The following is a 25,787-nucleotide window of genomic DNA, read 5'->3' as shown; positions in this document are numbered from 1 at the left end:
TGCGGCCCGGCCTTTTCAACTGCATATGACTGGAGTCGATTATGCATATCCAACCACCAGATGTACAGGGCCTCCAGAGGCCCGCGCCACAAAATGCAGTCAGCGGATTTGTGGCGCGCACAATGTCGTCCAAGGAGATTGCCAGCTTGACTGGCAAGCGCCATGACAACGTCAAGCGCGACATTGTCGCCATGCTGAAAGACCTCAAGATCGATCCCCTCAATTTTGAGGACATCTATCTCGACGGGAGAAACCGTGAGCAGGTGCAGTACCTGCTCGACCGTGAGCACACCGATTGCCTGCTGACCGGCTACAGCCCGGCCCTGCGCATGAAGGTGATCCGCCGATGGCGTGAGCTGGAGGGCCAGTCCGAAGCCCGCCAGGCGGTGACGACCAATGGCACCAAGGTGATTGGTGAGATCGCCATCATGGAGTGCTTCACGCGCCTGCTGAAGCCGGCTCCATCGAGCCAATTGGCGATGCTGACCAAGATCGCCGAGAACAACGGGCTAGACCCGCAGTTCCTCCCGAGCTACGCAATCGACTCACCACCGGATGCCACAGGTGGAAGCTCAATGCCAACCATGGCTGTGACAGCTCTGCTCAAGCGCCACGGAGTGAACACTTCGGCCCCTGCTTTCAACCGTGCCCTAGCCGGACTCGGCTTCCTCCAGGCTCGAACACGGCAGAACAGCAAGCGCGAACCTGTGTGCTTCTGGTCTGTGACTGATAAGGGCCTGCGCTACGGCAAGAACATCACCAGCCCTCAGTGCCCGCGAGAAACGCAGCCGCACTGGTACATCGATCGTTTCGAAGAGCTCGTCGACCTGGTCGGCGTGGGAGCCAAGTAATGGCCGGAGACTGGATCAAAATGCGCGTAGATCTTCAGACGCATCCGAAAGTTTTCCGCATGGTGTCCGCATTGAGTGCGGACAGATTGCGGGTGATCGGCGGACTGCATGTCGCCTGGAGCATCTTTGACACGCACTCTGACGATGGCGTGTTGCATGGGTACACCACCGACGCCATGGATGCTGTGATCGGCTGGCCAGGCTTCACTCAGGCCATGGTCGATGTCGAATGGGCGGACATCGATGAGCATGGAAGCCTTGTCATGCCTCGCTTTGACGAGCACAACGGGGCCAGCGCAAAGCGCCGCGCCAACGACAGTGAGCGCAAGAGAGTTTCTCGAAAGGCTGATTCTGTCCGCAATTCGTCCGCAGATGATGCGGACAGAATGCGGACCAGAGAAGAGAAGAGAAGAGAAGAGAAAGATCAAGATCAAAAACCTTCGTCATCGAGCGATGACGGCGACCTGTTCGCTCGGTTCTGGAAGCTCTACCCGCGAAAGGTAGGCAAGGCCAATGCCGAGAAGGCCTGGGGAAAACTCAAGGTCGACGCCGAGCTGTTCGAGCGCATGGCGAGCGCGCTGGCTGCCTGGGCTGTTTCGCCGGACTGGATGAAGGACGGTGGCCAGTTCATTCCGCATCCGGCCACTTGGCTGAACGGCAAACGCTGGGACGACGAGCTACCCCAGGCCGGCAACGTCCACCAGTTCCCTCCGCGCCGCCAACGCAATGGGCCTGACTTCGACGACACCAGCTGGGCTGATGACTTGGGGGTGCTATGAGCACGCCCACCAAGGCCAAGAGCGTCACCCAGATCATGGCCACGGCCCGCAACCTGCCAGCCGAGGTCCAGGCCCCAGCCAAGCAGCTGGACCCAGGCACCACCGAAGTGGTCAACGCCCTGTTCAAGGAGCTGCAGGCAATCTTCCCGGCGTGGAAGCAGGCGTGGCCGGATGACGAGGCCCTGAAGGCTGCCAAGCGCAGCTGGATCAAGTCATTCGTCGCGGCGGGCATCAACACGCTCGAACAGATCCGCTTCGGCATCCAGAAGTGCCGTGTGCTGGGTACCGACTTCGCCCCGAGCAGTGGCAAGTTCATCAAGCTGTGCCAGCCGACGCCGGAAGAGATGGGCATCCCGCCGCTTGCGCGGGCCCTGGCCGAGGCGCTGGAGAATTTCCACCCCAGCAGGGCAGGTTCCCGCACCTGGTCGCACGTAGCGGTGCGCCACGCTGCTATGCAGTGCGAGGCGCAGAACCTGGGGTCGATGGAGGTGGAGCGGGCCGAGAAGGTCTTCGCCCGGGCCTACGACATCACCATCCGCATGCTGGTCGCTGGCGAGCCACTTGGCGACATCGCTACCGGCATCGGCCACGACAGCCAGAAGAGCGCCGCCCAGCTGGCCGACGAGCACGCCAGCCAGCGACAGGTCCGCCTGCTGGAGATCCAGAAAATCCCAACCAGCGCCGCCGCGTGCCGTGCACACCTGCTGGCCAAGTTGAACATCAAGCGCGCCGGGCAGCCGGCCGGGGAGGGCGTATGACCATCGACAAGAAAAAACTACAGCCCTTGCTGTGGTCCGTTGTGGCGTCCTGGCGGTCGGGTGGCGATGCCTTTGAGCGACACACCGATGCCCTGGACAAGTTCCTTGGTGAGACGACTGTGGAGGAAGTCGCGCTGGGCCTGCTCGATGAGATCAGCGAGCTCACCGCCCGTGTACGCGCTGCGGAGAAGCAGCTGCAGGAGGTGGCCAGTGTCTGAGTTCGCTCTTCGTAGCGCCCAGGACCTCAACCGCCTCTACGGCGCCCTGCACGCCATCGACCTGACCAAGCCCAAGGTAGTGGTCATCCGCGACGAGAAGCGCCCGGATGTCTGCAACCGAAAGATGTGGGCCATGCTCCGCGACGTCTCTCAGCAGGTCGAGTGGTACGGCCGCAAGCTCACTGACGAGGACTGGAAGCACATCTTCAGCGCTGCGGTGCAGAAGCAGGATGCGGTGCCGGGTATCGACGGCGGCTTCGTCGTCCTGGGTGTCTCGACCCGCAAGCAGTCGCAGAAGTGGTTCAGCGACCTGTTCGAAGTGATGCACGCCTTCGGCGCCGAGCATGGCGTGCGCTGGACGGAGCCGGATCGGTGGGGAGGGCGGTACTGATGCTTGCCAAGGAGATCAAACCGAAGAAGTGCAAGGCACCAGGTTGCGGTAAGCCCTTCAAGCCGACCATGACCACGCAGAAGGTGTGCAGCATCGCCTGCGCCAAGGCCATGGCCAAGGATCCAAAGCTGCAGAAGATCGCGGCCAAGGCCATCACCAAGCAGGCCCGCCAGGACCTGCAGGAGCGCCGGGAGAAGTTGAAGACCCGACGCGAGCACATGAAAGAGGCTCAGGACGTCTTCAACGCCTACATCCGGGAGCGTGACGCCGGCCTGCCGTGCATCAGCTGCGACTCGCTGCCGAGCGACCACGACCTCATCACCGGCAGCCGCTGGGACGCCGGCCATTACCGGTCAGTGGGCGCCTGCCCGGAGTTGCGCTTCGAGCCGCTGAACGTCCACCGTCAGTGCGTGAAGTGCAACCGGAACCTGTCGGGCAATGCCGTCGAGTACCGGATCCGCCTGGTGAGACGCATTGGCGTAGACCAGGTCGAGTGGCTGGAAGGCCCTCATAAGGCCCTGCGCCTGACCATCGAAGACCTGCAGGCCATCAAGGCCCTGTACAGGCAAAAACTCAAAGACCTACGGAGGGCAGCAGCATGAACTGGACACCAACCGACAGCGGCCAGCTGCTGATCCTGGGGATGATGATCATCGGCGCTTACACCATCGGGCGCGGCATCGCCATCGAGGCCAAGCGCAAGTGGGGGGAGCGGGCATGAACAAGACTGCCGTACTGGTCCGCATCCTGCTGGCCGGATCTGAAGGGAAAACGGCCTCGGCGGCCTGGGTCGATGCTGACCAAGGCTGCGCAGGTTACGGCGGGATGAGCCGACAGGAGCGCTTCGAACTCGACTGCGAGTACCGGAGCCTGTTGCACAAGCGCCTACTGCCGCGCCACTGGAATGCGCTCATCGCGCGCTACACTCTGGACGCCGGAGAGCGCGGCCAGGCAATCAAGGGGCTCGGGCGGGTGATCGCCACCCACGCCCACCAGCACTTCAAGTTCTACGCCGTGCTGACGTGGGCTGAGCCGCAGAAGCCTGGGGCGGATGGCAAGCGCTCGTCTACCATCCTGCAGGCGAACATCTACGACATGAACCAGTGGGACGACAACAAGGGCACGCCGGAGCGCACTCGTCGTGACTGGCGCCGCAAGATCTACAAGGCGCTGGACGAAATGGCGGGGGAGGCCATCACCGCCGGCGTAGAGCTTCTGGAGCAGGAGGAGCTGTTTGTGAAGATGGCCGCTTGACATCCTTTGCCGCTTTGCCGAATATATCCCCATCCTGTCATTCCCGCGCGTGTTGAGGAGTGATGTACAGAACCCGGCCATAGTGCCGGGTTTTTTATTGCCCGAAGAGGGCCTCAATAGGCCCGCTGCCTGCGTTTCGCTTATTTTCAGAATTTTTCAGAACCCACGGAACGAATTGATGGCAATCTGATTCACATAGCTTGCTAAGAAAAATTCATCAGGAATTCCGTGATTATGAAAAATATCATCGCCGCAGCGGTGCTCTCTTTTTTTGCTGTCGGTGCTCAGGCCGCTGAATTGTCCGGGGCCGTTGGAGCGACCAGTCAGGGTGGCCTGACCGCGCGCGTTGGAATCGGGTTTGACTGGGACAAGAGCTGGCTGGAAAGCAGCACTGGTCGTCTCACCGGGTACTGGGATGCTGGTTACACCTACTGGGAAGCAGGTGATGCCTCTGGCGGCGCTCATTCGCTATCCTTTGCGCCCGTTTTCGTTTACGAGTTCGGTAGCGGTAACGTGAAGCCATTCGTTGAGGCTGGCATCGGCCTTGCGGTCTTCTCTGGTACATCCGCAGGCGACCAGGACTTTGGTTCGGCCTTCAACTTCGAAGACCGCATCGGCGCAGGCTTGAAGATCGGCGAGACGCAGAAGGTTGGTATCCGAGCGATTCACTACTCCAACGCTGGTATCAAGCAGCCGAACGACGGCATCGAGTCGTACTCCCTGTTCTACAGCCACCAGATTTAACTCATTCTGCGTAGCTCCCTTGCCCGCCAAGTGCGGGCTTTTTGTTTCTTGAAGAGGGCTTAAAAAGTCCCCATCATTGCCTCGGTATTTTTTGTTTTCCCGGTGGTCTGGTATTTCACCCTATAGCCACTTTAGGGCGCATACTCGCCTTAGCTCAGATTTTCTGAGTTAATGAGAGGTACTTATGTCTAGTGACATTGCCAGACCAGATGGATCGCCAGGGCTTGAATCCGAAGTTGAATCAGGTACAGAAAAGCTCGAGGTGTTGGACAAATCTAGCCCAGAGGATAGGGACGATTATATCGATCCCGACGCTACACCTGAACAAGAACCTGATTCCCCTGAGCATCAAAAAGCTTCAAATATGGAAAAGTTCAGTAGTCAGAATACTGGTTGGACTTATCCTGGGCGCCGTTGGTAAACGCGCCCCACCAAGTACGGCTCTTTCGCCACATACGCTCCTCGAGGCTGATGATCCACTGGGATACACCCCAGATGATGACGAGCCAGGCCTTGATAAAGGTCCGGAGAATGACCGGAGGCAGATGCGTACAAATGATGGATCACTCGCTGAGTAATTCATTTAATTGAGCTCGGATAACTGGGCTCATCAGAGGTTTATATGACAGATAAAACATCGCGCCAGGGTGAAAAAAGTTCTGGCGCAAATACATCTCCCCAAGGCCCAAGGGCGGAGGGAAGTAAGGCTGCCAACACCGAGCGGGCTTCAAAGGCAGAGCTCTATAGTCGGCACGACAAGGTTGCTGAGAAAGATGTAAAAAATGATCCGAGAAAGTCGTGAAGTAGAACATTTGAGCTGATTGAAGCGCCCAACAAATTTGGGAAAGCGCTAATAAGTCATTAGCTAGCCGCCTTCGGGCGGTTTTTTGTTCAGGTGAATTGTCTTCCCATCCGTTTAACGGATGTACGCTTACCATTCTGAGTCTCGCAACGTCCGGGGCTTTCAATATGTGCTGCTCCGCACGTTTGCCCGGTCCCTCAATAGGACCTCACCTCCGGGCCTTTTCTTCTAGGAACCATTCATGGCCGAACCAGCAAGCACGACTGCCGGCGTCCTGCTGGTGAAGTACGGCGTGATCATTGGCGGCTTCGCAGGAGCGATCCTCTCGCTGACCTTTCTGCGGGGCCTCACGCGTGGCCAGGCGGTCGCCGCCTTCTTCACCGGCTTCGCATCCGCGATCTTCTGCACCCCGCTCGCCATCAGCTACTTCGGCCTTGGCACAAGCGGAGAAACCCAATACGGCGTGGCCTTCCTCATAGGCCTACTGGCAATGAACATCATCCCAGTCCTGAAGTCGGTGGTGAGTCAGTTCGGAGCCAAGGGGGCTACCTGATGAGCTCTACCCTCATTCAAGTCCTGATCGGCGCGAATGCATTCCTGAGCGTTCTGGTGGTGATCGCAGCTTGCGACTACCTGCGGCGCATACGCCCCATGGATCACCCGCTGCTGGCTGTCGCTTTCTACCTGGTAGCCATCGGCGCCTTCGGCGCGTTCGTACTGGCTATGAACGGCCACGTGCCCACACTGTACGGCGTCATTCTCAAGCTCGGCATAGTCCTGTATGCGGTGGCCCAGCGCGGCCGTGTTTTCCGGCAAGGGTAGGGCGTCAAAAATTCGAAACGCGCCGTTTCGTGACGTTTCACTCGGAGCGCAGCACGGGAAATAGCTCGTCCGGATTGCGTGAGTCGGCGTTCATCTTATCGCAAGCGACTGAGGCAACTGATTTATCAGCAAAGGCACGTTTAAGCCTTTCCTTCTCTTGATTGTCGTAGATGTCGAAGCCGCCCGAAGTGGTGTTGGAGTAGAACCGGTTGCCAATGTGGAACGACTCCCCCTCGATTGGCACGCCTGGAACGATAACGAATCTTGGTTGCATGCTCGTGTCTCCCCAGACAGATCGTTAAGTATTAGTTCTATTCGGAGAAGGCATCAACATGACTCACGGAGACGATTCCATGACGGAGCGTGTCATCCGTATCTGGCATGAGTTGCCGATTGGCAGTGAGATCAAAGCTGTCTTAACCGAATTGGGGAGGGGTTCTAATTTTTGAAATCGAGGCAGCCGAGGCCGCAGGGCTGCCTCACGGGCTGATCATTGCCATTCTGCACGGGCACGCTCATGTCGAGACGCGCAAAATGATGGGGTCACGTAAGGACGTGCTTTTCGCTAAGTGCACCTTTCGCAAAATCGACGGCGGCAGTAATAGCGGTTCTTGCTTGAGGGCTATTTCTCCAGCATGTCGATCCCACTGCGGCAGATGCTCGGGCCAAGATGTCGGTAACATCGGCTCTGCCCAGCTCTGCCAATGTTTCGATACCCATCTGCTCAAGTCTGGCAATGACCGTTGGGCCTACGCCCTTGAGCTCCAATAGTGCAGCACGTTCCTTCGGTGGAAATGGCATCAGTGAAATCCCTATCTGATCAATGGTGCATTGGAAGTTTGCCTCATGTAGGAAGTCGGTGCCACAAGCGGCTTGAGGGCAAGAACTTTGGCTAGACCATTACCACCAGCTGATCTGCTTGACTCGCTTTGGCTTACGCTAGGTCCCGCCCCTGAATTATGGGAATGGATCCACCGCGAGATGCTGGCGGAGACCGGGAGCATCCATAACCCCGAGCACGCCCATCTGATTGACGCCAACATCGGCGTGCTCTGGGCATCGACAGGGTTCGCCAAGCAGGGGCGGGTGGTTCTCGGTCAGGCCGAACAGCTGATGTTCCGCGCTGGCGGATGGCAGAAAGCCCGGCAAGAGCAGCAGATGCGCCAGTGGTTCGGCGAGGAGCCGACCTACCTCATCACCCTGGCCGCCGACTACTGCGCGCAATGCACCGACGCTGAGTTCTGCGCCCTGGTCGAACACGAGCTTTATCACATCGACCAGGCAACCGATGAGTACGGCGCTCCCAAGTTCACCCAGGATGGGCTACCCAAGCTCTACCTACGCGGCCATGACGTCGAAGAGTTCGTCGGGGTGGTGAGGCGCTACGGTGCCAGCGAGGACGTACAGCAGCTTATCGACGCTGCAAGCCGGCCGCCTGAGGTGGCCAAGATCAACATTTCGAGGGCCTGCGGAACCTGCCTGATCAAGTCGGCCTGAATCCTGACAGGTCCTGACGGATGACATTCACATGGCAGCACTACGAAGCGAGGTCAAAGCCTTCATTGTTCAGGCTCTGGCCTGCTTCGATACACCGTCCCAGGTGGTGGAGGCCGTCAAGAAAGAATTTGGGGTAGATGTCAGTCGCCAAGTGTGCGAGGGGCATGACCCAACCAAGTATGCCGGGCGCGGCTTGGCTAAGCGTTGGGCGGACATGTTCCATGCATGCCGGGAGCGGTTCACAGCCGAGACGGCCGACATCCCCATTGCGCATCGTGCCTACCGTCTCCGTGCCTTGGGTAGGATGGCCGAGAAGGCCGAGAGCATGAAGAACATGGCCCTGACTGCCCAGTTGTTGGAGCAGGCGGCCAAAGAGGTCGGCGACGTCTACGTGAACCGCCAGACCAAGAACGAGAATCCCCACGACAACGTGCCGCCCACCCGGGTGCAGGTTGACGTAGTGGATGCGAGGAAGCCGGATGCCGTCACTTAACGTGCCCCAGGCCAGCTTCCTGCGCATGGAGCAGAAGTTCCGCGGCTTTGTGGCCGGGTTCGGCTCCGGTAAGACCTGGGTGGGATGCGCGGCGCTGTGCAAGCATGTCTGGGAGTGGCCTCGTATCGACTCAGGCTACTTCGCGCCGACCTACCCGCAGATCCGCGACATCTTCTTCCCGACCATCGAGGAGGTCGCCTTCGACTGGGGCCTGAAGGTCAAGACGAAGGAGAGCGACAAGGAGGTCGAGTTCTATAGCGGCGGCCGGTACCGCAGCACGACCATTTGCCGCTCGATGGAGAAACCGCAGACCATCGTGGGCTTCAAGATCGGGCACGCCCTGGTCGACGAACTCGACGTTCTGCCCGCGCTGAAAGCTGAGCATGCTTGGCGCAAGATCATCGCCCGGATGCGCTACAACGTGCCCGGGCTGAAGAACGGCGTGGACGTGACCACGACCCCCGAGGGGTTCAAGTTCGTCTACCAGCAGTTCGTGAAGCAGCTGCGCGAGAAGCCAGCGATGCAGGGCATGTACGGCCTGGTGCAGGCCAGCACGTTCGACAACGAGCTGAACCTGCCACCGGACTACATCCCATCCCTGATGGACTCCTACCCGGAACAGCTGATCCTGGCCTACCTGAATGGCCAGTTCGTCAACCTCAACTCCGGGTCGATCTACACCGCCTACAACCGCAAGCTGAACGGCAGCCACGAGTCAGTGCAGCCCGGCGAGCCGATCTTCGTGGGCATGGACTTCAACGTCGGCAAGATGTCGGCCATCGTCCACGTCAAGCGCCTGGGCATGCCCCATGCGGTGGGCGAGATCATGAACGGCTACGACACGCCCGACATGATCCGCCAAATCAAGGAGCGCTACTGGCTGTACGCCGAAGGCAATTACCACAAGACGCGCGAAATTCTGGTGTTCCCCGATGCCTCGGGCAAAGGCCGGAAATCGGTCAATGCGAGCACCACTGACCTTGAGCTGCTGCGCCAGGCCGGATTTACAGTGATGGCGCCAGAGGCAAACCCTCCGGTGAAAGACCGGATCAATGCCATGAACGCCATGTTCTGCAACTCGGCCGGCGAGCGCCGCTACCGGGTCAACACAGATCTCTGCCCAACCTACGCAGACTGCCTAGAGCAGCAGATCTGGGCGCCAACAGGTGAGCCGGACAAGAGCCAGGGCAACGACCACGCCAACGACGCTGGCGGCTACTTCATCCACCATGACTATCCGATCGTCAAACCAGTGATCGTGACCCAATCCTTGAGAATGTGACCATGAGCGATAACCCAAGCATCACGCTTCCCGCCGTCGACGAGATGCGTGGGTACTGGGCTGTGATCACGCCGCTCATGGGTGGGACTATGGCGATGCGGGCAGTGGGCAAGAAGCTGCTGCCGCAGTACCCGGCCGAGTCGGACGAAGGCTACCGGGAACGCCTGCGCCTCTCGACGCTACTGCCGGCCTACTCTGAGACGATCAGCAACATGACTGCCAGGGTGTTCGCTGAGCCCCTGCAGCTTGGCGATGGCGTGCCCGAGGACATCGTCGCGATGGCAACGGACATCGACCGGGCCGGCAATGACCTGAACTCGTGGGCGGTAGAGTTCTTTCGCGAGGGACTGGGGTTCGGCCTCTGCCACGCATTCGTCGATCACCCGTCAGTTGATGGGCTGAAGACGAAGGCCGAGGAGCAGGCCGCCGGCGTCCGCCCATATGTGGTGATGGTGAAGCCATCCCAGGTGCTGGGCTGGCGCTCCAAAGGCGGCGTGCTGACCATGGTCCGCTACCGCGAGGTGGTCGAGGAGGAGGATGGCGAGTTCGGCGCCAAGTGCGTCGAGCAGATCCGCGTTCTGATCCCCGGCGGGTGGCGAACCTACCGCCGCGCAACGTCGAAGGCGGTCTGGGCGCTCCACGAGCAGGGCGCCACCAGCCTGGACCGCATCCCATGGGCCACCTTCTACACCGGGCGCACCGGTTTCATGACAGCCAAGCCGCCGCTGCTGGAGCTGGCCCACCTGAACGTCAAGCACTGGCAGAGCCAGAGCGACCAGGACAACATCCTGCACGTCATCCGCGTCCCGATTCTGGCTCGCATCGGCGTGCAGATGCAGTTCACCGACCAGGGGAGGCCGGTACCGCCGGAGTTCAAGGTCGGCACCGGGTCGTTGACCGACCTGCCGGCCAGTGGCGACCTGAAGTACGTGGAGCACACCGGCAAGGCCGTGGAAGCCGGCCGCACCGCGCTGAAGGACCTGCTCGATGAGATGCGGATGGCCGGCGGCAAGCTGCTCACGCCTGAGAGGGCCGCGACCAAGACCGCGACCCAGGCTGAGGAGGAGGCGGCGCAAGAGCTGTCCCCCCTGCAGCGGATGTCGAACCACTTCGGCGACTGCCTGGCGCAGCTGCTGCAGTTCATGGCCGAGTACCGCAGCCTCGGCGACGGCGGCACCGTCGAGATGCGCGGCAACTACGACGTGGACTACATGCCAGAGGTCTCGCTACCAACCCTGGTCTCGATGGCCAATGCCGGCATGGTCTCCAAGGAGACGCTGTTCACCGAGATGCAGCGCCGCGGTGTGATCAGCGACGAATACGACTGGGACGATGAGCTGGCGAAGATTGAGGCCCAGGGCCCGGCCCTCGGTACTCTGTGATGAAGACGGCCAACGAGAAGCTGCTGAACGAGCTGATCGGGCATGAGGTCGACCTGTCCAGGCTGAGCAACAGCCAGGTGATGACGATCATCAAGATCCTCAACAGCAAGGACGCCGACCTGCGGGCCGCGCTGATCGACGCGATCGACAACCTCGGCATCGACCTATCAACTGCGGCCGTCGATATCGCCCTGTCGGCGGTGCTGCGGATCAACCAGCAGACCTTCATTGAGATTCGCCTGGCCATGGACCAGGTGACCGACGGGCTGATCAGCTACGAGCTGGCGTTCCAGCAGAGCGCGTTGCGGGCCGTTCTTCCGGCGCTGGTGCAGGAGGCATACCCGGTCGTCTCCCCGGCGTTCAGCGCGGTGAAGGCGATCGCCCAGGCCCGACCATTCCAGGGGCGCCTGCTGAGGGAGTGGATGGCCGGCATCGAGTCCAGCCGCGCTGCCACAGTGCGCGACGCTGTGCGCTCGGGCGTTGTCGAGGGGCGCACCACTGCGGATGTCGTCCGCACGGTCATGGGCACCAAGGTGCAGCATTACGCCGACGGGGCCCTCCAGAAGGCCAGGCGCGACGTTGAGGCGGTAGTGCGGTCTGCGGTATCCCATACTGCCGAAACAGCCAGCGACGCAGCGTATGAGGCCAACAGCGACATCATCAGCCACGTTGAGTGGCTCAGTACGCTGGACAACCACACATCGAGCGACTGCCGGATTCGCGACCGGCTGCCTTACACCCTAGGCACCTACAAGCCTATTGGCCACACTATCCCGTGGCTGGCCGGGCCGGGACGCATCCACTTCTGCTGCCGATCCTCCAAAGTTCCGGTGCTCAAGAGCGCCAAGGTCTTGGGTTTCAGTGACGGCGCAACGCGGGCGAGCATGGACGGCCAAGTGCCGGAGTCGACCACCTATGCCGAATGGCTGAGCAAGCAGTCAGCAGCGCGCCAGGACGAGATCCTTGGCCCTGAGCGTGGTCGACTGATGCGCGAGGGCGGGCTGAAGCTCAGCACGTTCTACAACGACAAGGGAAAGCTCCTCACCCTTGAACAACTGCTCAGCCGCTTATCCGGTGCCATATAATCCGCGACTTTTCCGAGTACAGGTATGACTCAATGAAGGGTGTCGCTGTAGTGGCTGCAGTTTCGGTCGTTGCTGTCTTGTCTGCGCTTGCAGGTCTGACAGCCGGTATCAATCTGAACCCACAGTCAACGGTTGAGTTCGTCCCTGATTGGGGAAGCGTTGGTGACTGGGTTTCTGGGCTGGGTGCGCTCCTGGCAGTTGCCGTCACTCTTTGGCTTAGTGAAAAGCAGCGCAGGGAGAACACCGAAAGGCTGTTTATCGAGCAAGCTTCGATGGATGTAGGGTTGTCGATAAAGATCATTTCTTCCGGCAATCGACCGTCCTTGGTAACCGGGCTGTACATTCAGTCGAAATCATCTGATCGAAGAATCGGTCTTTCTTCGGGCAGTTATCTTGAGTCTCGTTTCCCGGTCGGCCGCATCGATTTTGGAGAGATGGTTTCGGTTCTCGTGCCTAACAAACATCGATTACAAATCGCAATGGATGCAGAGGAGAAATTCAAAGACTTATCAGCCCTGATGCTGGTGGTCACGACCAGCCTAGGACGCTTTTCAGTCCCGCTCGACTCGGTGTACGTGTCGTACATGCGCCGCTATCTAGAACAAGAGCGTGCGAGTAAAGAGTGGCGTGAGTCCATATCGGACACCTGAAAGAATTCAATTATTGCCCTGGCACTAGCCGGGGTTTTTTTTGCCTGCGGTTCGGATGGACGGGGCGCAACTGGGGCCGGATGGCTCATCAACTGGCCGGATGGCCCAGAGAGACGACATGAAACTCAAGACCATTGAAGTGGATGGCAAGCAGTACGCCGTGATCGAAGATGGCAAGCCGGTCTACGTCGAGGACGATGGCAAGGAGGTCGCCTTCGATGCCGTGGGCACCCGCAACACCATCACCCGGCTGAATGCCGAAGCCAAGTCGCACCGCGAGCGCGCCGACGGCTTCGAGAAGACCGCCAAGGCGTTCGAAGGCATCGAGGATGCCACGGCTGCCAAGAAAGCTCTGGAGATCGTCGCCAACCTCGACGCCAAGAAGCTGGTGGATGCCGGCGAGATCGAGAAGGTGAAGGGCGAGATCAGCAAGGCCTTCCAGACCCAGCTCGACGAAGCCAACACCAAGGCGCAGGGCTTCGAGCAGCAGCTGTATGCCGAGAAGATCGGCGGCAGCTTCGCCCGTTCGCAGTTCATCGCCGAGAAGATGGCGGTGCCGGCTGACATGGTTCAGGCCACCTTCGGCAACAGCTTCAAGATCGAAGAAGGCAAGGTGGTCGCCTACGACGCCCAAGGCCAGAAGATCTTCAGCCGCAGCCGCCCGGGTGAGCTGGCCGACTTCAACGAAGCGCTGGAAACCCTCGTCTCGCAGTACCCCCATCGCGACCACATCCTGAAGAGTTCCGGTGCCAATGGCGGCGGCGCCCCGAACGGCGGTGGTGGCAACAAAACCACACAGGGCAATTTCGGTGGCACCAAGGCAGAGCGCCTGGAAGCCATGAAAGGCCTGATCGCAAGCGAATAAGGAGGCCCAATGGCCCTTTCGAACATGAAGGTGTTCAACGAATACCTTCGCCACGCCACCATCGAAACCCTGACCCAGGACGTCGACAAGTTCAACGCCGCCTCGGCTGGATCGATTCGCCTGACCACTCAGGGCATCGACGGTGACTTCCTGCAGGAATCGTTCTGGGCGGGCCTGCACGGCGCTCAGCGTCGCGTTGACCGTTACGCCGCGAACGGCAGCCAGGCGGCGACCCCGCTGTCGCAGAAGCAGTACGACTCGGTGAAGATCGCAGGCGGCTTCGGCCCGATCCTGTGGGAGCCTGCACAGCTGTCCTGGGTACAGAAAAACCCCGAGGAAGCGCTGGAGGTCATCAGCCGCAACCTGTCCGAAGCCATCGTCTCGGACCAGTTGAACACTGCCATCGCCGCTCTGGTCGCAGCCATCGGCAACCAGCCGGGGGCGCTCAACGACGTGTCGGCAACCGCTGGCGTCGACTACATCGCCATCAACGGTGCCCACGCGCTGTTCGGCGACGCTTCGGCACGACTGATCGCCCAGGTCATGACTGGCGCCCAATACCACGCGCTGATCGGCAAGAACCTGGCCAACAACCAGCAGCTGTTCCAGGCGGGCGGTGTTCTGGTCGTCGATGTGCTGGGTAAGTCGGTCATCGTCACCGACGCCCCGGCGCTGTACGAGGCCGGCACCCCGAACAAGCAGAAGGTGCTCAGCCTGGCCGACGGTGCGGCCATGGTGATGGATGGTTCCGACCTGATCACCAACATCGAGACTTCCAACGGCAAGGAGCGCATCGAGACCACCATGCAGGCCGACTACACCTTCGGCCTGGGCCTCAAGGGCTACACCTGGGACACCGCCAACGGCGGCAAGTCGCCTACCAACTCCGAGCTGTCCACCGGCACCAACTGGGATCTGGTGGCGAACAGCATCAAGGGTTCGGCCGGCGTCATGACCATCGGCGACGCCACTAAGTAACCGGTACCGCGCCCTTCGGGGCGCCTTCCTCAGGAGATCGCCATGAGCGATAGCATCATCTACGAGCAGCACCCGGTGTCGGCAGAACGCAAGACCTTCCTGCGTCGCAAGGGCTACAAAATCATCGACGCCAAGTTCGCGCCGGAGGGCTACGAGCATCCCGAGCCGATCAAGGAGGGTGAAGCCTCGAAGGCCGGCAAGTCCGCAGCGGAAAAGAAAGCCGCTGAAGAAGCCGAGCAGAAGGTAAAGCTGCAGGCTGCGCTGACCGAGAAGGGCGTCCAGTTCGCGCCTGAAGCCACCCTGGAAGACCTGCAGAAACTGCTGGACGGGGCCGCGTAATGACGACCTACATCAGCATCGATCAGGTCGACGCGCTGCTGGGGCAGGCCTGGGCTCCGGATGAAAAGAAGGCGCGCGCGGTGCTGATGGCCAACACCTGGCTCGCCAACCAGGGCCTGCCCGAGTTCGACACGGTTCCCGCCGATGTCGTGCAGGCGGGCGCGGAGGTGGCGGTGGAGGCGGCTGCGGGCAATCTGTACCAGGCGAAGGAAACCGGCGTGCTGAGCAAGTCCGTGGATGCGGACGGCGTGTCGAGCAGCAAGACCTACTCGGCTACGTCTAAGGCCATCAGCGCTGGTGAGTCCTTCGCCTTGGCCCTGCTGGCGCGGTATCTGGGCGCAGGCCAGGTCAAGATCGTCAGGGGGTGACATGGGGCTTCGACGCGAGTTACAGGCCGAGCTGGCCCAGGCCTTCGATACGGATCTGGCCGACGCAGTGGCGGTGGTTGATGGCAGCCGGTCTGTACCTGGCACCTATGACCCTGAGAAGGGCGGCAGCACGCCAGCGACAACGCTGCACTATGCCGGTCGCGGTGTCTTCGGCCAGTACAAGGCCCGTGAGATCGACGGTACGCGCATCCTGGCGACAGACGTACGCCTCAAGGCGCTGCAGAACGAGCTGTTCGTGAAGGATGGCGACGCGGTCACGGAAGTCCCTGCCATCCCCGCCATCGGTGACCGCATCAGCGGCTACCGAGTCATGAACGTCGGACAGGACGCGGCCAAGGCCACTTGGATCATTCAGCTGAGGAAGTGACCATGGCTCGCGGCTCACATATGACCAGCCGCTACGGCGGCCTGGATGGCAGCTTTGCTGCCCAGTTGGAGCAGTTCGCAGAGGCCGCCAAGGAGGCGATGGACCTGACCTTCCGTGAGGTCGTCATCATGGTCGGCCGCAAGCTGGTGACCATGTCGCCGGTCGGCAACCCGGATCTCTGGAAAGTGAACGTCGAGGCCCAGGGCAGCGCGGCCGAGCAGATCGCGGCTTACAACGCCAAGGCGGCGGCCATCAATGCCGGCATCACGTCCGACCAGGCCAATTACACCAAAAGCGGCAACCTGAAAGGCGGCCTGCAGTTGCGAAAGCCGCTGACCAAGCGCGAGCAGCGCGAGAACTTCGGGTTCGGCGTCCGGAGGGTTGGCCAGGGCTACGTGGGCGGCCGCTTCCGCAGTAACTGGCAGCTCACCACCGGCGCTCCAGCCGCAGGCGAGATCGAGGACATCGAGAGCGCCGGCGAGACGCTGGACAGGCTTCTCCTGGCAGCCGGTGATCTCTCCGCCGGCGAGGTCGCCTACATCGTCAACAACTTGCCGTATGCCATCCCTCTGGAGTACGGCCACAGTTCACAGGCGCCTGGCGGCATGGTGCGAGTCACCGTCGCCGACTTCCAGCGCATCGTCGAAGAAGCCATCAGGATTCACCGAGCATGAGCCACGCAAGTGCACGACAGGCCATCGAGATCAAGCTGATGGCATGGGCCACGGCGCGCCCGATCCGGATCGCGAACTTCGAGCAGGGTTTCGAGGCCGGGCCCGACGAAACCTACCTGCAGGCGTTCCAACTGCCGGCGGGAACCACCTGCCGCTACCTGGGTAGCGACGCCTACGAGTACACCGGCATCTACCAGGTGAGCATCGTTTGCCCGGCGGGCCAGCCACTAGCTACCGCCGAGACTCTGGTCGACGAGCTGTCGGGCCTCTTCCAGCTGGACTCGGCGCTCAGCCGCAGCGGCTTCGAGGGCCTGGTGACCGAACCGGTTGACCAGGGCCCAACCATCACCGAGTCGGCGACCTACACAGTCCCGACCAGCTTCACCTACCGCGGAGTCGCGGACCAATCGCCCGCTGGGGCATAACCAACCGCCGCCCGGCGGGCAACAACGAGGAAATACTTCATGGCCGCAAAATTCCCGCTGCCGAACGGCGCTGTGCTGGAAATCGCCAGCGTTTTCGGTGCAGCCGTAGTCTTCACCGCCCTGACCAATGCCGCGCCGCCCGTGGCCACCGCTGCCGATCACGACATCGCAAATGGCGACGTTCTGCTGGTCAGCTCCGGCTGGGCGCTCATCGCCGACCGCGCTGTCAGTGCTGCAAACGTGGCTGCTGACACCTTCGCCTTGAAAGGCCTCAACACCACCAGCGTGGACAAGTACACCCCGGGCGCCGGCGTGGGCTCGGTGCTCCCCGTGACCGCCTGGGCGCAGATCTCCAAGGTGACCGCGTTCACTTCGGCCGGTGGCGAGCAGCAGTACCTGACCGTGGGCTATCTGGAGGATGACGACGACCGCCAGTTCCCGACCAACCGCAACCCGATCACGCTGTCGATCACCGTCGAAGACCAGCCGACTGCCGCCTACGTCGCCCTGGTCGAGAACTACGGCGACAGCAAGGAGCTCGTGGTGGTGCGACTCAAGCTGCCGGGTGGCGACCAGATTCTCTATCCAGGCTACGTCAGCATCACCACCACCCCGACCATGGACCGGAACAACCTCATGACGCGAACCATCAGCATCGCGCTGTCGGGCCGTCCCGTTCGTATCCTGGCCGGCGCGTAAGGAGCCCTCATGGCGAAGATCAAGATCGCTCAGAACCCCACGTTCACTGCCGTGGTGCAGGTTCCGCGCATTGGCGCTGAGCCGGCGCCCGTTGAGTTCCAGTTCCGCTACATGGACCGCGTGGCCCTGTCCGCGATGTTCGATCGCTGGAACAAGGCGCGCGACGCCTGGGCGGCGAAGGCCCAGAAGGACGGGGCAACGTGGGAGGAGGTCACCACCGGTGAGATCGCCCTTCAGGCCGAGCAGCTGGGCGAGATCGTCACTGGCTGGGACCTGGAGGACGAGTTCAGCACCCAGGCCATCGCTGACCTGGTGCGCACCTGCACCGGCGCGCCGAAGGCGGTCGTCGATGCGTTCCAGGCCGCCTACAGCCCGGCCCGCCTGGGAAACTGAGGGCGGCGGCCCGGGCCTGTTACGAGCGGGGCCCATCAGCCGAACAACTGGCGGCGCTGGGGCTGACCACTGATGACATCGAGGAGGAGGTGGTGGAGGTTTGGCCAGATGCATGGCCAGCCTTCCGCCTGTTCGATGCCCTTGGCACGCAGTGGAGGGTAGCTTCTGGCGGTCCGTCCGGCCTGGACTACACAGCCATCCCCGCAACGGCATCAATGCTCGGCATCAAGCGCCGCGACCTCACCGACATTTTCTCCGATCTCCGCGTCATGGAGGTCGAGGCCTTGGCCGTCATGGCCGAATCCATGGAGTAGACCATGACCACCATCGCTTCTCTCGGTCTTCAGATCGACTCCGGGGATGCCGTTGAGGCCAAGGACAACCTTGACCAGCTGACTGATGCCGGCAAGCGCAGCGAGGAATCGGCCGGTCGAACCGGGCGTGCCTGGGAGACCGTCCTGGGCAGCCTGCAGGGTGATACCCGGCAGATTGTGCAGGAGCTGCAGGCGCTCAACGCCAAGCAGACCGAGTTGGCGCAGCAGATGGCCACCGTGGGGCGCGCCGTTACCAGCGCTTCCACGGCGTTCAGCAGCGCCGCCGCCAACATGGGGGCGTTCCGGACTGAGGCCGCGCAGGCGGGCAAGGTACAGGAGGCACTCACCAGCGCCACGGATGCCGGTGCCCAGGCCGGCCGGCGCGCCGCCGAATCCGCCGACGAGCAGCAGGCCAGGATTCTGGCCGTGGCCAAGGCGTCCCTGGAGGCCAGCCAGTACGTTCAATCGCTCAACCGAGCAACCGAGCAGAGCGCCGAGGTAACCGCCCAGGCGAACGCCGTTCTGTCCGACAGTGCCAGCCGCCAGGCAGCCATCAACAGCCGGGCCCAGGCCCTGATAGCTACTGAGGAGCGCCAGGCGGAGGCGGCGAAGAAGGCCGCAGGCGCGCATCGGGAAGAAGGCCAGGCCCTTGAGGAGCTGCTGGGCAAGATCGACCCGACAGTCGCGGCAATGGGCCGGCTGGACCAGATGGAGCAGAAGCTGAAGGGCTTCCGCACCAGTGGCGCGCTCGATGCGGAGACCTTCGGCGAGTACCAGACGAAGATCGACCAGGCGCGTGCGGCCTTGGGCGGTGCCGATACCGCGCTGAACAAGACCGGCATGTCGGCCAAGGCCACGGCTGCAGCATTACGCGGCGTGCCGGCGCAGTTCACCGACATCGTGGTGTCCCTGCAGGGCGGTCAGGCGCCGCTCACCGTGCTGTTGCAGCAGGGCGGGCAGCTCAAGGACATGTTCGGGGGCGTGGGCCCGGCCGTGAAGGCCCTGGGCGGCTACGTCATGGGCCTGGTGAACCCGTTCACTGTCGCCGCAGCTGCCGTTGGCGTGCTGGGCTATGCCTACTACAAGGGCAGTGAAGAGGCAGTAGGCTTCCAGAAGGCCTTGATCACCACCGGCAACGCGGCAGGCACTACTGCTGACCGGTTGTCTGGGATGGCTGCTCAGGTATCGGCCACGGTGGGGACCACCGGCGCCGCTGCTGAGGTGCTGACTCAGCTGGCCGGTAGCGGAAAGGTTGCCGCCGGAAGCTTTGTCGAGATCACCGAGGCTGCGCTTGAATGGCGGGATGCTACAGGCCGCGCAGTGGAGGAGACCGTCGCTGAGTTTGTAAAGATCGGCAAGGACCCGGTCGCAGCGGCCAAGGAGCTGAACGAGCAATACAACTTCCTCACTGCTTCCACCTACTCGCAGATCGTTGCCTTGAAGGAGCAGGGCGACACCATCGGGGCCGCCAAGCTGCTCACCGACACCTACGTCGATACCATCAAAAACCGCAGCAAGGAGGTCACCGAGAACCTGTCGATCTGGGAGCGTGGCTGGAAAGCCCTGCGGGGCGAGGTTGCTGCCACCGTAGACTCGGTCAAAAACATTGGCCGCGACCAGAACATCGAAAGTCGTATCGTCGAGACGCAGCAGCGCTTGGCAGCGGCGCAGAGTGCGGTGAACGGTGATCCTGACGACACCGCAGCGCAGAAGAAGCTGACCGACGCCAACCTTGAGCTCAAAGCTCTCATCCAGCAGCGAGACACTCAGCAAGCCATTGCGAGGGCTCAAGAGCTGGATGCCCAGCGGCAGCAGGCGGCCATTGTGGCAATCGGCAAGATCGACGCCCTGGAGAAGTCCGCCAGGACCAACGCTGAAAAGCGGGAGGATGCGCTGAAGGAGTACAACAAGTCTCTGGACGCGATTCGCAAGGTCAATCCGAACGATGAGCGCCTCAAGCCCGAGAACATCACCCGGGTGCAGGCCGACATCGCCAAGCAGTTCAAGGATCCTGCCGGGCGTACCACGTCAGTCGACCTCTCCGGGTTCAACGATCAGAAGAACGCGCTGAGCGCCATTCTGGCCGAGTACAAGAACCACCAGAAAGAGCTGGACGCGGCACAGAAGGCCGGTCTGATCTCGCAAGAGTCGTACGCAGCCCAGCGGGCCGCAATCCTCGAGCAGCAAAAGGTCGAGGTCACGAACGCCTACGAGGCAGAGATCAAGGCGCTGGAGGATGCCAAGGGGCGGAGTAGCACCAGCGCCCAGCAGCGAATCCAGCTCGATCAGAAGATTGCTGACGCCCGCGCCGCCATGGTGAAGGCGCAAAAGGACGCCGATACCGAGCTTTCGGTTTTGGCTACCAATGAGCAAGGTCGGTTGGCCAAACAGGCCAGGGCCGTGCAGACCTACACCGATGCCCTCAACCAGCAGGTCCTGGCGCTTAGGCTGCAGGGGCAGCGTTCCGCTGACGGCCTTGGGCTCGGCGATCGACAGCGCGGCCTGCAGGATCAGCAGAACGGCATCACCGATCGTGTGAACCAGCAGCGGTTGGATCTGGCCAACCAGTACGGTGATGGCTCTCGCGGCATGAGCCTCGATGAGTACAACCAGAAGCTAGCTGCCTTGGGCAAGGCCGAGAAGGACCTGCAGGAAACCACCATCGCCAACTACGACCAGATGACGGCCGCCCAGGGCGATTGGCGCAAGGGGGCGTCGTCGGCCTTCCAGAACTACCTGGAACAGGCCCGGGATGTCGCCGGGCAGACAAGATCCCTGTTCACCAACGCCTTCAGCTCGATGGAGGACGCGGTCGTGAACTTCGCCATGACCGGCAAGTTCTCGTTCGCCGACTTCACCAAATCGATTCTGGCCGACATGGTGCGGATAGAAACCCAGCGTGCTGCTTCGGGCCTACTGGGCAGCTTGGTGAGCTTGGGCTCGATGGCGGCCTCTGCGTGGTTCGGAGGGGGAACGACGTCGGCCGGATCAACCCAGGCCGGTTACGTCCCTGAGATCATGGACAACTTTGTCTCTGGTCAGCGCGCAGTCGGCGGCCCGGTAGCGGCGAACTCGCTCTATCAGGTGAATGAGTTGGGGCCTGAACTGCTGAGCCAGGGAGGCAAGACCTATCTGATGATGGGCGAGCAGGGCGGCTCTATCACCCCGCTCGGGGCTGGGGTCACTCCAGCCCTAACTGCCACGAGCAGCTCGGGAACGATGATCAGCGTGTCAGCACCGATCAGCGTTGCCGTCGCGGATCGTAGTGACGAAGGCATGGAGCTCGACCAGGCGCTCCTTCAGCAGAACATGCAGAAGCAGTTGCAGCTCGCTGCCGAGAAGGCTGTTGCAGATTCCTGGCGACCAGGTGGCGTGAGCTACCGAAACACACAAGCGAGGCGCTGATGGCAATCGAAACATTCAGCTGGCCAACCCAGCGTGGTGAAACGCCCGATATCACCTACCGGGTCCGCGAGTCGAAGTTTGGCGGCGGGTACCGTCAGGTGGCGGGCGATGGCCCCAACAACAAAGAGGACAGCTACCCGATCACCGTGACTGGCACGAAGGCTCAGGTCCGCAAGATCATGGAGTTCTTCGATCGGCACGGCGGCGCCAGGGCCTTTCTGTGGTCCACGCCGCTCGGTGATCTGGGGCTGTTCACCTGCGCCGATCCGAAGCCCACGCCTGTGGGCGGCGGGCGGTTCAAGGTTTCCGCAACCTTCGCGCGAGCCTTCCACCCGTAAGGAATTCGCATGTCACTGATCAAGGACATCCAGACCCTGGAGCCTGGTAACGAGGTTCTGCTGTTCGAGCTAGATGGCTCGGACTTCGGCGCCGATGTGCTGCGGTTCCATGGGCACGCAATACCGCACACGCCTGAGGAGCTGCTTGCCGCTGGCGTCGATGCCGATCAACTGCCAGCCAAATCGATCTGGTGGCAGGGCAATGAGTATGGCGCCTGGCCCATGCAGATCGAGGGCATCGAAGCGAACTCGGACGGTACCGCCGTGCGCCCCACGCTCACCGTGGGTAACGTCAACGGCCGGATTACAGCCCTGTGCCTGGCCTTCGACAACCTGCTCGAGTTCAAACTGACCATGCGCCACACGATGGCGCGGTACCTGGATGCAGTGAATTTTCAGGCAGGCAATCCAGAGGCCGACCCAACCGAGGAAGCCATCGAGGTCTGGTACATCGACCAGAAGGTGTCTGAGAACGGCACCACGGTTTCATGGGAGCTGGCCAGCCCTGGCGACGTGGGCGGGGAGACGATCGGCCGACAAATGACCCAGCTCTGCCACTGGGCAATGACCGCCGGCTACCGCGGCCCGAACTGCGGCTACACCGGCCCCTACTACGACATGGACGGCAATCCTACGGACGACCCGGCCCAGGACCAGTGCAACGGCTGCCTGGACACCGGCTGCACTGTCCGCCACGGTCAAGGTAATCAGCTGCCATTCGGTGGCTTCCCGGCCGTTTCCCTGATCGCACGGAGCTGACGATGCGCAAACACATGCTCGCCGCCGTGCAAGCGCACGCCGCGGCTGAATATCCGCGCGAGTGCTGCGGACTGATCATTGCCGTAGGGCGCGCCCAGCGCTACGTGCCCTGCGAGAACACCGCCACCGAGCCTGCAGAGGAGTTCCGTATCTCACCTGAGCAATACGCGGCAGCCGAGGACCAGGGTGAGGTGATCGGCATCGTGCACTCGCACCCTGACGCCACCAGTAGGCCTTCGCCACGCGATCTGGCCATGTGCGAAGCCACGGGCTTGCCCTGGTACATCCTGTCGTGGCCGGAAGGCGACCTGCGCACCATCACGCCGACCGGCCACACGCCGCTACTGGGCCGGCCGTTCGTACACGGCGCCTGGGACTGCTGGCAGGTCTGTGCAGACTGGTACAAGCGAGAGTGGGGGCTGGAGTTCCCGGCGTATGCCCGGGAGGAGGGGTGGTGGGAGCAAGCTGACGGGCCGAGCCTGTATGAGCAGGCCTACGAAGCTGCCGGCTTCTATCAGGTCAGCCAGCCGCAGCGCGGCGACATGATCGTCATGGCCGTGGGCCGCACTGCTCACCCGAACCACGCAGGCATCTACCTCGGCGACAATGTGCAGCTGTCCGAAGAACATGCAGAGGTTTTCGGTCCTGGACCATTCATGCTGCACCATCTTCTGGGGCGACCGTCTGAAATCGTTGTGTTTGGCGGCCCCTGGTTTGATCGGGCACGGCTTCTGCTGCGTCATCGAGACGCCCATTGAGGCGTGTGCTTTTTTGGTGCCTGCCCACTGGTGGTGTTAGATTGCCGCTATCCAAAAGGAGGCCAAGATGGCGGGAAAGATTCTAGGATTGTGTGTTGGCTTTGTTCCAATAATGGCCAACGCGGGATGGATGAAGACCGATCTTCCGGACGAGATGCGGGGTACTAGTGCTGCAATGTACAGCCAGGAGGCTTCACCGGTTAGGGGTGAGGGGCCGAGTCTTGACCTGAGGGTTTTTGATAAGGGTGATGGTGCTCCAGGGGTCATGCTGGAACTGAAGTCGGCAACTGCGGACGATTGCCCATCCCGTGAGGAGGGTAAACAGACCTGCAACCTCCAAGTGCGATTCGAGAATGGGGCGGTACAGTCTGTTTCGTTCGCTTCCAAGGACGGCAAAAGCTTCATTCCGACAAGCATGGGCGCGTTCTCGGGGGCTGTGATCAATGCTAAGTTTCTCTACGTAGAAATTCCCGTCGACAAATTTAACTTGCAGTATCGTTTTGATTTGACAGGAATCGACGTAGAGTACAAACCTGGGCCATCTATTTCTATCCTGGGATTTGAAATTGGTAGCGCTTATCCTGGTAGAAAGCCTGATCTTCCGGTATCCAGCGAAGCGCGTGGTGACATCTGCTATTCCGGTGAACAACTCCAGGGAGTTTTCAAAGGCGTAGTTGTTGCGAAGGCAACGCTTTGCTTCTACAACGATGTATTCTACCAAGCCCTGGTGGTTCCAGGGACCAAGGCCTCATACACTGCAGGCTTCAAATTTTTGACTGAAAAGTTTGGCAAGACGGATCCCGATGGAATCTACCCATCGTGGCCTGACGAGGGTGACAAGCTAATCACTAGAAACGTGAGAGAGGCATCCTACTTCTCGGTAGGAAAGATTCGCTATGACTATCCATTCATCATCTCAGACGAAGCTTGGTCTCTGATGGTACCGAAACGCGAAGAACAGTCTCGATTGGATGCTCGGTGTGCCATATCTAAAGATAGGAAGTAGGATCACAAGGACTTTGATTGTCGGGCTTGGTATGGCTTTTCTAGCTGGTTGTTCAACATCACCTGTACCGCTAAATGAAGCTACGCAGGCACCGGCTAGCAGAGTCATTGGTTATCAGGCCAACATCAGCGAGGGTGGTCAGATCATCGTCACGCGCGATAGCGGATTTCCAGGAGGGGGTTGCTATGCGACTGTTTACATCAACGGTGAGCCAGTAGCTCGACTTAACCCCAAAGAGAAAGCCTCTTTCAACGTTCCGGCTGGTGAATGGATGGTGGGAGCTGCGCTCGACGGCAAGGCTCTTTGTGGAATGAATGCTGAGCGACTCGAAGCAGAGGCTCAAATAAAAGCGGGGCAGATCAAAAGGTTTCGAATTTACACGTCAGTGGACGGGGATGTAAGCATAAAGCCAACCACATTTTAACTGCCGCCTTCGGGCGGTTTTTTAATGCCTGAGGAAACTATGACAGCATCAGCCGCGCACTACGACCCGATGACAACAATCAAGCTTTCCGGGTCGCTTGCTCAGAGGTTTGGTCGGGTGCATCGCAGAAAGCTCGAGGAGGGGACAACGAGTGAAGCCTTCGGCGCGTTGAAGGCGACACTTGACGGATTTGAGGCTGAGATTAAGCGACTCAGCGGGATGGGAATGCGGTTCGCCATTTTTCGTAACCGGAAGAATGTGGGTATGGATGACTTAGGGCGCCGTGGAACCCAAGAGGTCCGTATCGTTCCCGTAGTGGAAGGGAGTAAGCGCGGCGGAGTGCTTCAGACAATAATCGGAGTGGTACTGATCGTGGCTAGCTTCTTTGGCGCCCCTACCTTGCAGATAGGCATTGCACTGGTCGCTGGTGGCGTCATCCAAATGCTCAGCCCCCAAGCGAAGGGTTTATCACAAAGCGCTGCACCCGAGAACCTGCCGAGTTACGCCTTCGGCAGTGCCAAGAACACTACTGCCAGCGGCAACCCAGTCCCGATTTGCATCGGCGAGCGCCGCTGGGGCGGTGCTGTTATTTCCGCCTCGATTCGCGCAGAAGACAAGACGTAGCGTCATCACAACCAACAAGCCG

At 61.0% G+C, this 25,787-nt stretch carries 37 protein-coding genes; 35 read left to right on the top strand and 2 right to left on the bottom strand.

The features are described 5' to 3' along the window. Positions 1 to 122 precede the first annotated feature (122 nt). From OCX61_RS17305 to OCX61_RS17250, 12 genes are all read left to right on the top strand, one after another. Positions 123 to 851: a Rha family transcriptional regulator gene (locus tag OCX61_RS17305; RefSeq protein ID WP_410011117.1), complete on the top strand. Its 729-nt coding sequence runs from the start codon at positions 123 to 125 to the stop codon at positions 849 to 851. Beyond that, positions 851 to 1,630 carry an LvrA C-terminal domain-related protein gene (locus OCX61_RS27475; RefSeq protein ID WP_261940616.1) on the top strand — a complete coding sequence of 260 codons (780 nt, stop codon included), beginning with the start codon at positions 851 to 853 and terminating at the stop codon, positions 1,628 to 1,630. Before OCX61_RS17305 ends, OCX61_RS27475 begins: the two co-directional genes overlap by 1 nt. Then, on the top strand, positions 1,627 to 2,388 hold the full coding sequence (locus tag OCX61_RS17295) for a replication protein P (protein WP_261940615.1): 762 nt from the start codon (positions 1,627 to 1,629) through the stop codon (positions 2,386 to 2,388). The genes OCX61_RS27475 and OCX61_RS17295 overlap by 4 nt, the downstream gene beginning before the upstream one ends. Then, positions 2,385 to 2,606 carry a hypothetical protein gene (locus OCX61_RS17290; RefSeq protein ID WP_261940614.1) on the top strand — a complete coding sequence of 74 codons (222 nt, stop codon included), beginning with the start codon at positions 2,385 to 2,387 and terminating at the stop codon, positions 2,604 to 2,606. The genes OCX61_RS17295 and OCX61_RS17290 overlap by 4 nt, the downstream gene beginning before the upstream one ends. Next, a complete protein-coding gene (locus OCX61_RS17285) occupies positions 2,599 to 2,997 on the top strand; it encodes a recombination protein NinB (RefSeq protein ID WP_261940613.1) in 399 nt (132 codons plus the stop codon). The genes OCX61_RS17290 and OCX61_RS17285 overlap by 8 nt, the downstream gene beginning before the upstream one ends. Beyond that, the gene (locus OCX61_RS17280; protein ID WP_261940612.1) at positions 2,997 to 3,599 is read left to right on the top strand and encodes a recombination protein NinG; all 603 of its coding nucleotides are present in this window, start codon (positions 2,997 to 2,999) and stop codon (positions 3,597 to 3,599) included. Before OCX61_RS17285 ends, OCX61_RS17280 begins: the two co-directional genes overlap by 1 nt. Next, positions 3,596 to 3,718, top strand: a complete 123-nt coding sequence (locus tag OCX61_RS17275; RefSeq protein WP_261940611.1) for a hypothetical protein — start codon at positions 3,596 to 3,598, stop codon at positions 3,716 to 3,718. Before OCX61_RS17280 ends, OCX61_RS17275 begins: the two co-directional genes overlap by 4 nt. After that, positions 3,715 to 4,251: a hypothetical protein gene (locus OCX61_RS17270; protein WP_261940610.1), complete on the top strand. Its 537-nt coding sequence runs from the start codon at positions 3,715 to 3,717 to the stop codon at positions 4,249 to 4,251. The genes OCX61_RS17275 and OCX61_RS17270 overlap by 4 nt, the downstream gene beginning before the upstream one ends. A gap of 234 nt (positions 4,252 to 4,485) precedes the next feature. Continuing rightward, on the top strand, positions 4,486 to 4,995 hold the full coding sequence (locus OCX61_RS17265; RefSeq protein ID WP_261940609.1) for an acyloxyacyl hydrolase: 510 nt from the start codon (positions 4,486 to 4,488) through the stop codon (positions 4,993 to 4,995). Positions 4,996 to 5,179: 184 nt separating this feature from the next. Further along, on the top strand, positions 5,180 to 5,416 hold the full coding sequence (locus tag OCX61_RS17260) for a hypothetical protein (RefSeq protein ID WP_261940608.1): 237 nt from the start codon (positions 5,180 to 5,182) through the stop codon (positions 5,414 to 5,416). Positions 5,417 to 6,038: 622 nt separating this feature from the next. After that, complete coding sequence (locus OCX61_RS17255) at positions 6,039 to 6,350, top strand: peptidase M48, Ste24p (RefSeq protein ID WP_261940607.1); 312 nt, start codon at positions 6,039 to 6,041, stop codon at positions 6,348 to 6,350. Then, the gene (locus OCX61_RS17250) at positions 6,350 to 6,619 is read left to right on the top strand and encodes a hypothetical protein (RefSeq protein ID WP_261940606.1); all 270 of its coding nucleotides are present in this window, start codon (positions 6,350 to 6,352) and stop codon (positions 6,617 to 6,619) included. The genes OCX61_RS17255 and OCX61_RS17250 overlap by 1 nt, the downstream gene beginning before the upstream one ends. Before the next feature lie 37 nt (positions 6,620 to 6,656). On the opposite strand, the gene OCX61_RS17245 is transcribed toward OCX61_RS17250, so the two are convergent. Further along, a complete protein-coding gene (locus OCX61_RS17245; protein WP_261940605.1) occupies positions 6,657 to 6,893 on the bottom strand; it encodes a hypothetical protein in 237 nt (78 codons plus the stop codon). A gap of 269 nt (positions 6,894 to 7,162) precedes the next feature. Beyond that, entirely contained in the window at positions 7,163 to 7,420 is a 258-nt protein-coding gene (locus tag OCX61_RS17240; protein ID WP_261940604.1) for a helix-hairpin-helix domain-containing protein, read from the bottom strand. An 87-nt stretch (positions 7,421 to 7,507) separates the two neighbouring features. On the opposite strand from OCX61_RS17240, the gene OCX61_RS17235 reads away from it, so the two are divergent. The 23 genes from OCX61_RS17235 (at position 7,508) to OCX61_RS17125 (ending at position 25,765) form a co-directional block, all read left to right on the top strand. After that, on the top strand, positions 7,508 to 8,116 hold the full coding sequence (locus OCX61_RS17235) for a putative metallopeptidase (RefSeq protein ID WP_261940603.1): 609 nt from the start codon (positions 7,508 to 7,510) through the stop codon (positions 8,114 to 8,116). Positions 8,117 to 8,147: 31 nt separating this feature from the next. After that, positions 8,148 to 8,609: a DUF2280 domain-containing protein gene (locus OCX61_RS17230; RefSeq protein ID WP_046787140.1), complete on the top strand. Its 462-nt coding sequence runs from the start codon at positions 8,148 to 8,150 to the stop codon at positions 8,607 to 8,609. Then, positions 8,596 to 9,891, top strand: coding sequence for a terminase large subunit domain-containing protein (locus tag OCX61_RS17225; protein WP_261940602.1), 1,296 nt, complete (start codon positions 8,596 to 8,598; stop codon positions 9,889 to 9,891). Before OCX61_RS17230 ends, OCX61_RS17225 begins: the two co-directional genes overlap by 14 nt. A gap of 2 nt (positions 9,892 to 9,893) precedes the next feature. Continuing rightward, positions 9,894 to 11,273, top strand: a complete 1,380-nt coding sequence (locus OCX61_RS17220) for a DUF4055 domain-containing protein (protein ID WP_261940601.1) — start codon at positions 9,894 to 9,896, stop codon at positions 11,271 to 11,273. Next, a complete protein-coding gene (locus OCX61_RS17215; protein WP_261940600.1) occupies positions 11,273 to 12,358 on the top strand; it encodes a hypothetical protein in 1,086 nt (361 codons plus the stop codon). Before OCX61_RS17220 ends, OCX61_RS17215 begins: the two co-directional genes overlap by 1 nt. A 32-nt stretch (positions 12,359 to 12,390) precedes the next feature. Beyond that, positions 12,391 to 13,008 carry a hypothetical protein gene (locus OCX61_RS17210; protein WP_261940599.1) on the top strand — a complete coding sequence of 206 codons (618 nt, stop codon included), beginning with the start codon at positions 12,391 to 12,393 and terminating at the stop codon, positions 13,006 to 13,008. A gap of 118 nt (positions 13,009 to 13,126) precedes the next feature. Further along, the gene (locus OCX61_RS17205; RefSeq protein ID WP_261940598.1) at positions 13,127 to 13,873 is read left to right on the top strand and encodes a DUF6651 domain-containing protein; all 747 of its coding nucleotides are present in this window, start codon (positions 13,127 to 13,129) and stop codon (positions 13,871 to 13,873) included. A gap of 9 nt (positions 13,874 to 13,882) precedes the next feature. Beyond that, positions 13,883 to 14,851 carry a major capsid protein gene (locus tag OCX61_RS17200; protein WP_261940597.1) on the top strand — a complete coding sequence of 323 codons (969 nt, stop codon included), beginning with the start codon at positions 13,883 to 13,885 and terminating at the stop codon, positions 14,849 to 14,851. Between the two features lie 42 nt (positions 14,852 to 14,893). Continuing rightward, a complete protein-coding gene (locus tag OCX61_RS17195) occupies positions 14,894 to 15,190 on the top strand; it encodes a hypothetical protein (protein ID WP_261940596.1) in 297 nt (98 codons plus the stop codon). Then, the gene (locus tag OCX61_RS17190; protein WP_261940595.1) at positions 15,190 to 15,558 is read left to right on the top strand and encodes a hypothetical protein; all 369 of its coding nucleotides are present in this window, start codon (positions 15,190 to 15,192) and stop codon (positions 15,556 to 15,558) included. The genes OCX61_RS17195 and OCX61_RS17190 overlap by 1 nt, the downstream gene beginning before the upstream one ends. A 1-nt stretch (position 15,559) precedes the next feature. Continuing rightward, positions 15,560 to 15,946, top strand: a complete 387-nt coding sequence (locus tag OCX61_RS17185) for a hypothetical protein (protein WP_261940594.1) — start codon at positions 15,560 to 15,562, stop codon at positions 15,944 to 15,946. 20 nt (positions 15,947 to 15,966) lie between these two features. Further along, a complete protein-coding gene (locus OCX61_RS17180) occupies positions 15,967 to 16,620 on the top strand; it encodes a hypothetical protein (protein ID WP_261940593.1) in 654 nt (217 codons plus the stop codon). Continuing rightward, positions 16,617 to 17,045: a phage tail terminator-like protein gene (locus OCX61_RS17175; protein WP_261940592.1), complete on the top strand. Its 429-nt coding sequence runs from the start codon at positions 16,617 to 16,619 to the stop codon at positions 17,043 to 17,045. The genes OCX61_RS17180 and OCX61_RS17175 overlap by 4 nt, the downstream gene beginning before the upstream one ends. 39 nt (positions 17,046 to 17,084) lie before the next feature. Then, positions 17,085 to 17,744, top strand: a complete 660-nt coding sequence (locus OCX61_RS17170) for a phage tail protein (protein ID WP_261940591.1) — start codon at positions 17,085 to 17,087, stop codon at positions 17,742 to 17,744. A 9-nt stretch (positions 17,745 to 17,753) separates the two neighbouring features. Continuing rightward, complete coding sequence (locus tag OCX61_RS17165) at positions 17,754 to 18,137, top strand: phage tail assembly chaperone (protein ID WP_261940590.1); 384 nt, start codon at positions 17,754 to 17,756, stop codon at positions 18,135 to 18,137. Positions 18,138 to 18,226: 89 nt separating this feature from the next. Beyond that, positions 18,227 to 18,451, top strand: coding sequence for a DUF1799 domain-containing protein (locus OCX61_RS17160; protein WP_410011080.1), 225 nt, complete (start codon positions 18,227 to 18,229; stop codon positions 18,449 to 18,451). A gap of 3 nt (positions 18,452 to 18,454) precedes the next feature. Next, a complete protein-coding gene (locus OCX61_RS17155; RefSeq protein ID WP_261940589.1) occupies positions 18,455 to 21,856 on the top strand; it encodes a phage tail tape measure protein in 3,402 nt (1,133 codons plus the stop codon). Then, the gene (locus tag OCX61_RS17150; protein ID WP_261940588.1) at positions 21,856 to 22,194 is read left to right on the top strand and encodes a phage tail protein; all 339 of its coding nucleotides are present in this window, start codon (positions 21,856 to 21,858) and stop codon (positions 22,192 to 22,194) included. The genes OCX61_RS17155 and OCX61_RS17150 overlap by 1 nt, the downstream gene beginning before the upstream one ends. A gap of 9 nt (positions 22,195 to 22,203) precedes the next feature. Next, positions 22,204 to 22,953: a phage minor tail protein L gene (locus OCX61_RS17145; RefSeq protein ID WP_261940587.1), complete on the top strand. Its 750-nt coding sequence runs from the start codon at positions 22,204 to 22,206 to the stop codon at positions 22,951 to 22,953. 2 nt (positions 22,954 to 22,955) lie between these two features. After that, the gene (locus tag OCX61_RS17140) at positions 22,956 to 23,711 is read left to right on the top strand and encodes a C40 family peptidase (protein WP_261940586.1); all 756 of its coding nucleotides are present in this window, start codon (positions 22,956 to 22,958) and stop codon (positions 23,709 to 23,711) included. A 67-nt stretch (positions 23,712 to 23,778) separates the two neighbouring features. After that, positions 23,779 to 24,717, top strand: a complete 939-nt coding sequence (locus tag OCX61_RS17135; RefSeq protein WP_261940585.1) for a hypothetical protein — start codon at positions 23,779 to 23,781, stop codon at positions 24,715 to 24,717. A 31-nt stretch (positions 24,718 to 24,748) separates the two neighbouring features. After that, the gene (locus tag OCX61_RS17130; RefSeq protein ID WP_261940584.1) at positions 24,749 to 25,141 is read left to right on the top strand and encodes a hypothetical protein; all 393 of its coding nucleotides are present in this window, start codon (positions 24,749 to 24,751) and stop codon (positions 25,139 to 25,141) included. Positions 25,142 to 25,180: 39 nt separating this feature from the next. Beyond that, on the top strand, positions 25,181 to 25,765 hold the full coding sequence (locus OCX61_RS17125; protein WP_261940583.1) for a tail assembly protein: 585 nt from the start codon (positions 25,181 to 25,183) through the stop codon (positions 25,763 to 25,765). Positions 25,766 to 25,787: the final 22 nt, after the last annotated feature.

The sequence above is a fragment of the Pseudomonas sp. LRP2-20 genome (assembly GCF_024349685.1).
Classification (GTDB): Bacteria; Pseudomonadota; Gammaproteobacteria; order Pseudomonadales; family Pseudomonadaceae; genus Aquipseudomonas.
This window is presented reverse-complemented; position numbering and strand designations above follow the sequence as displayed.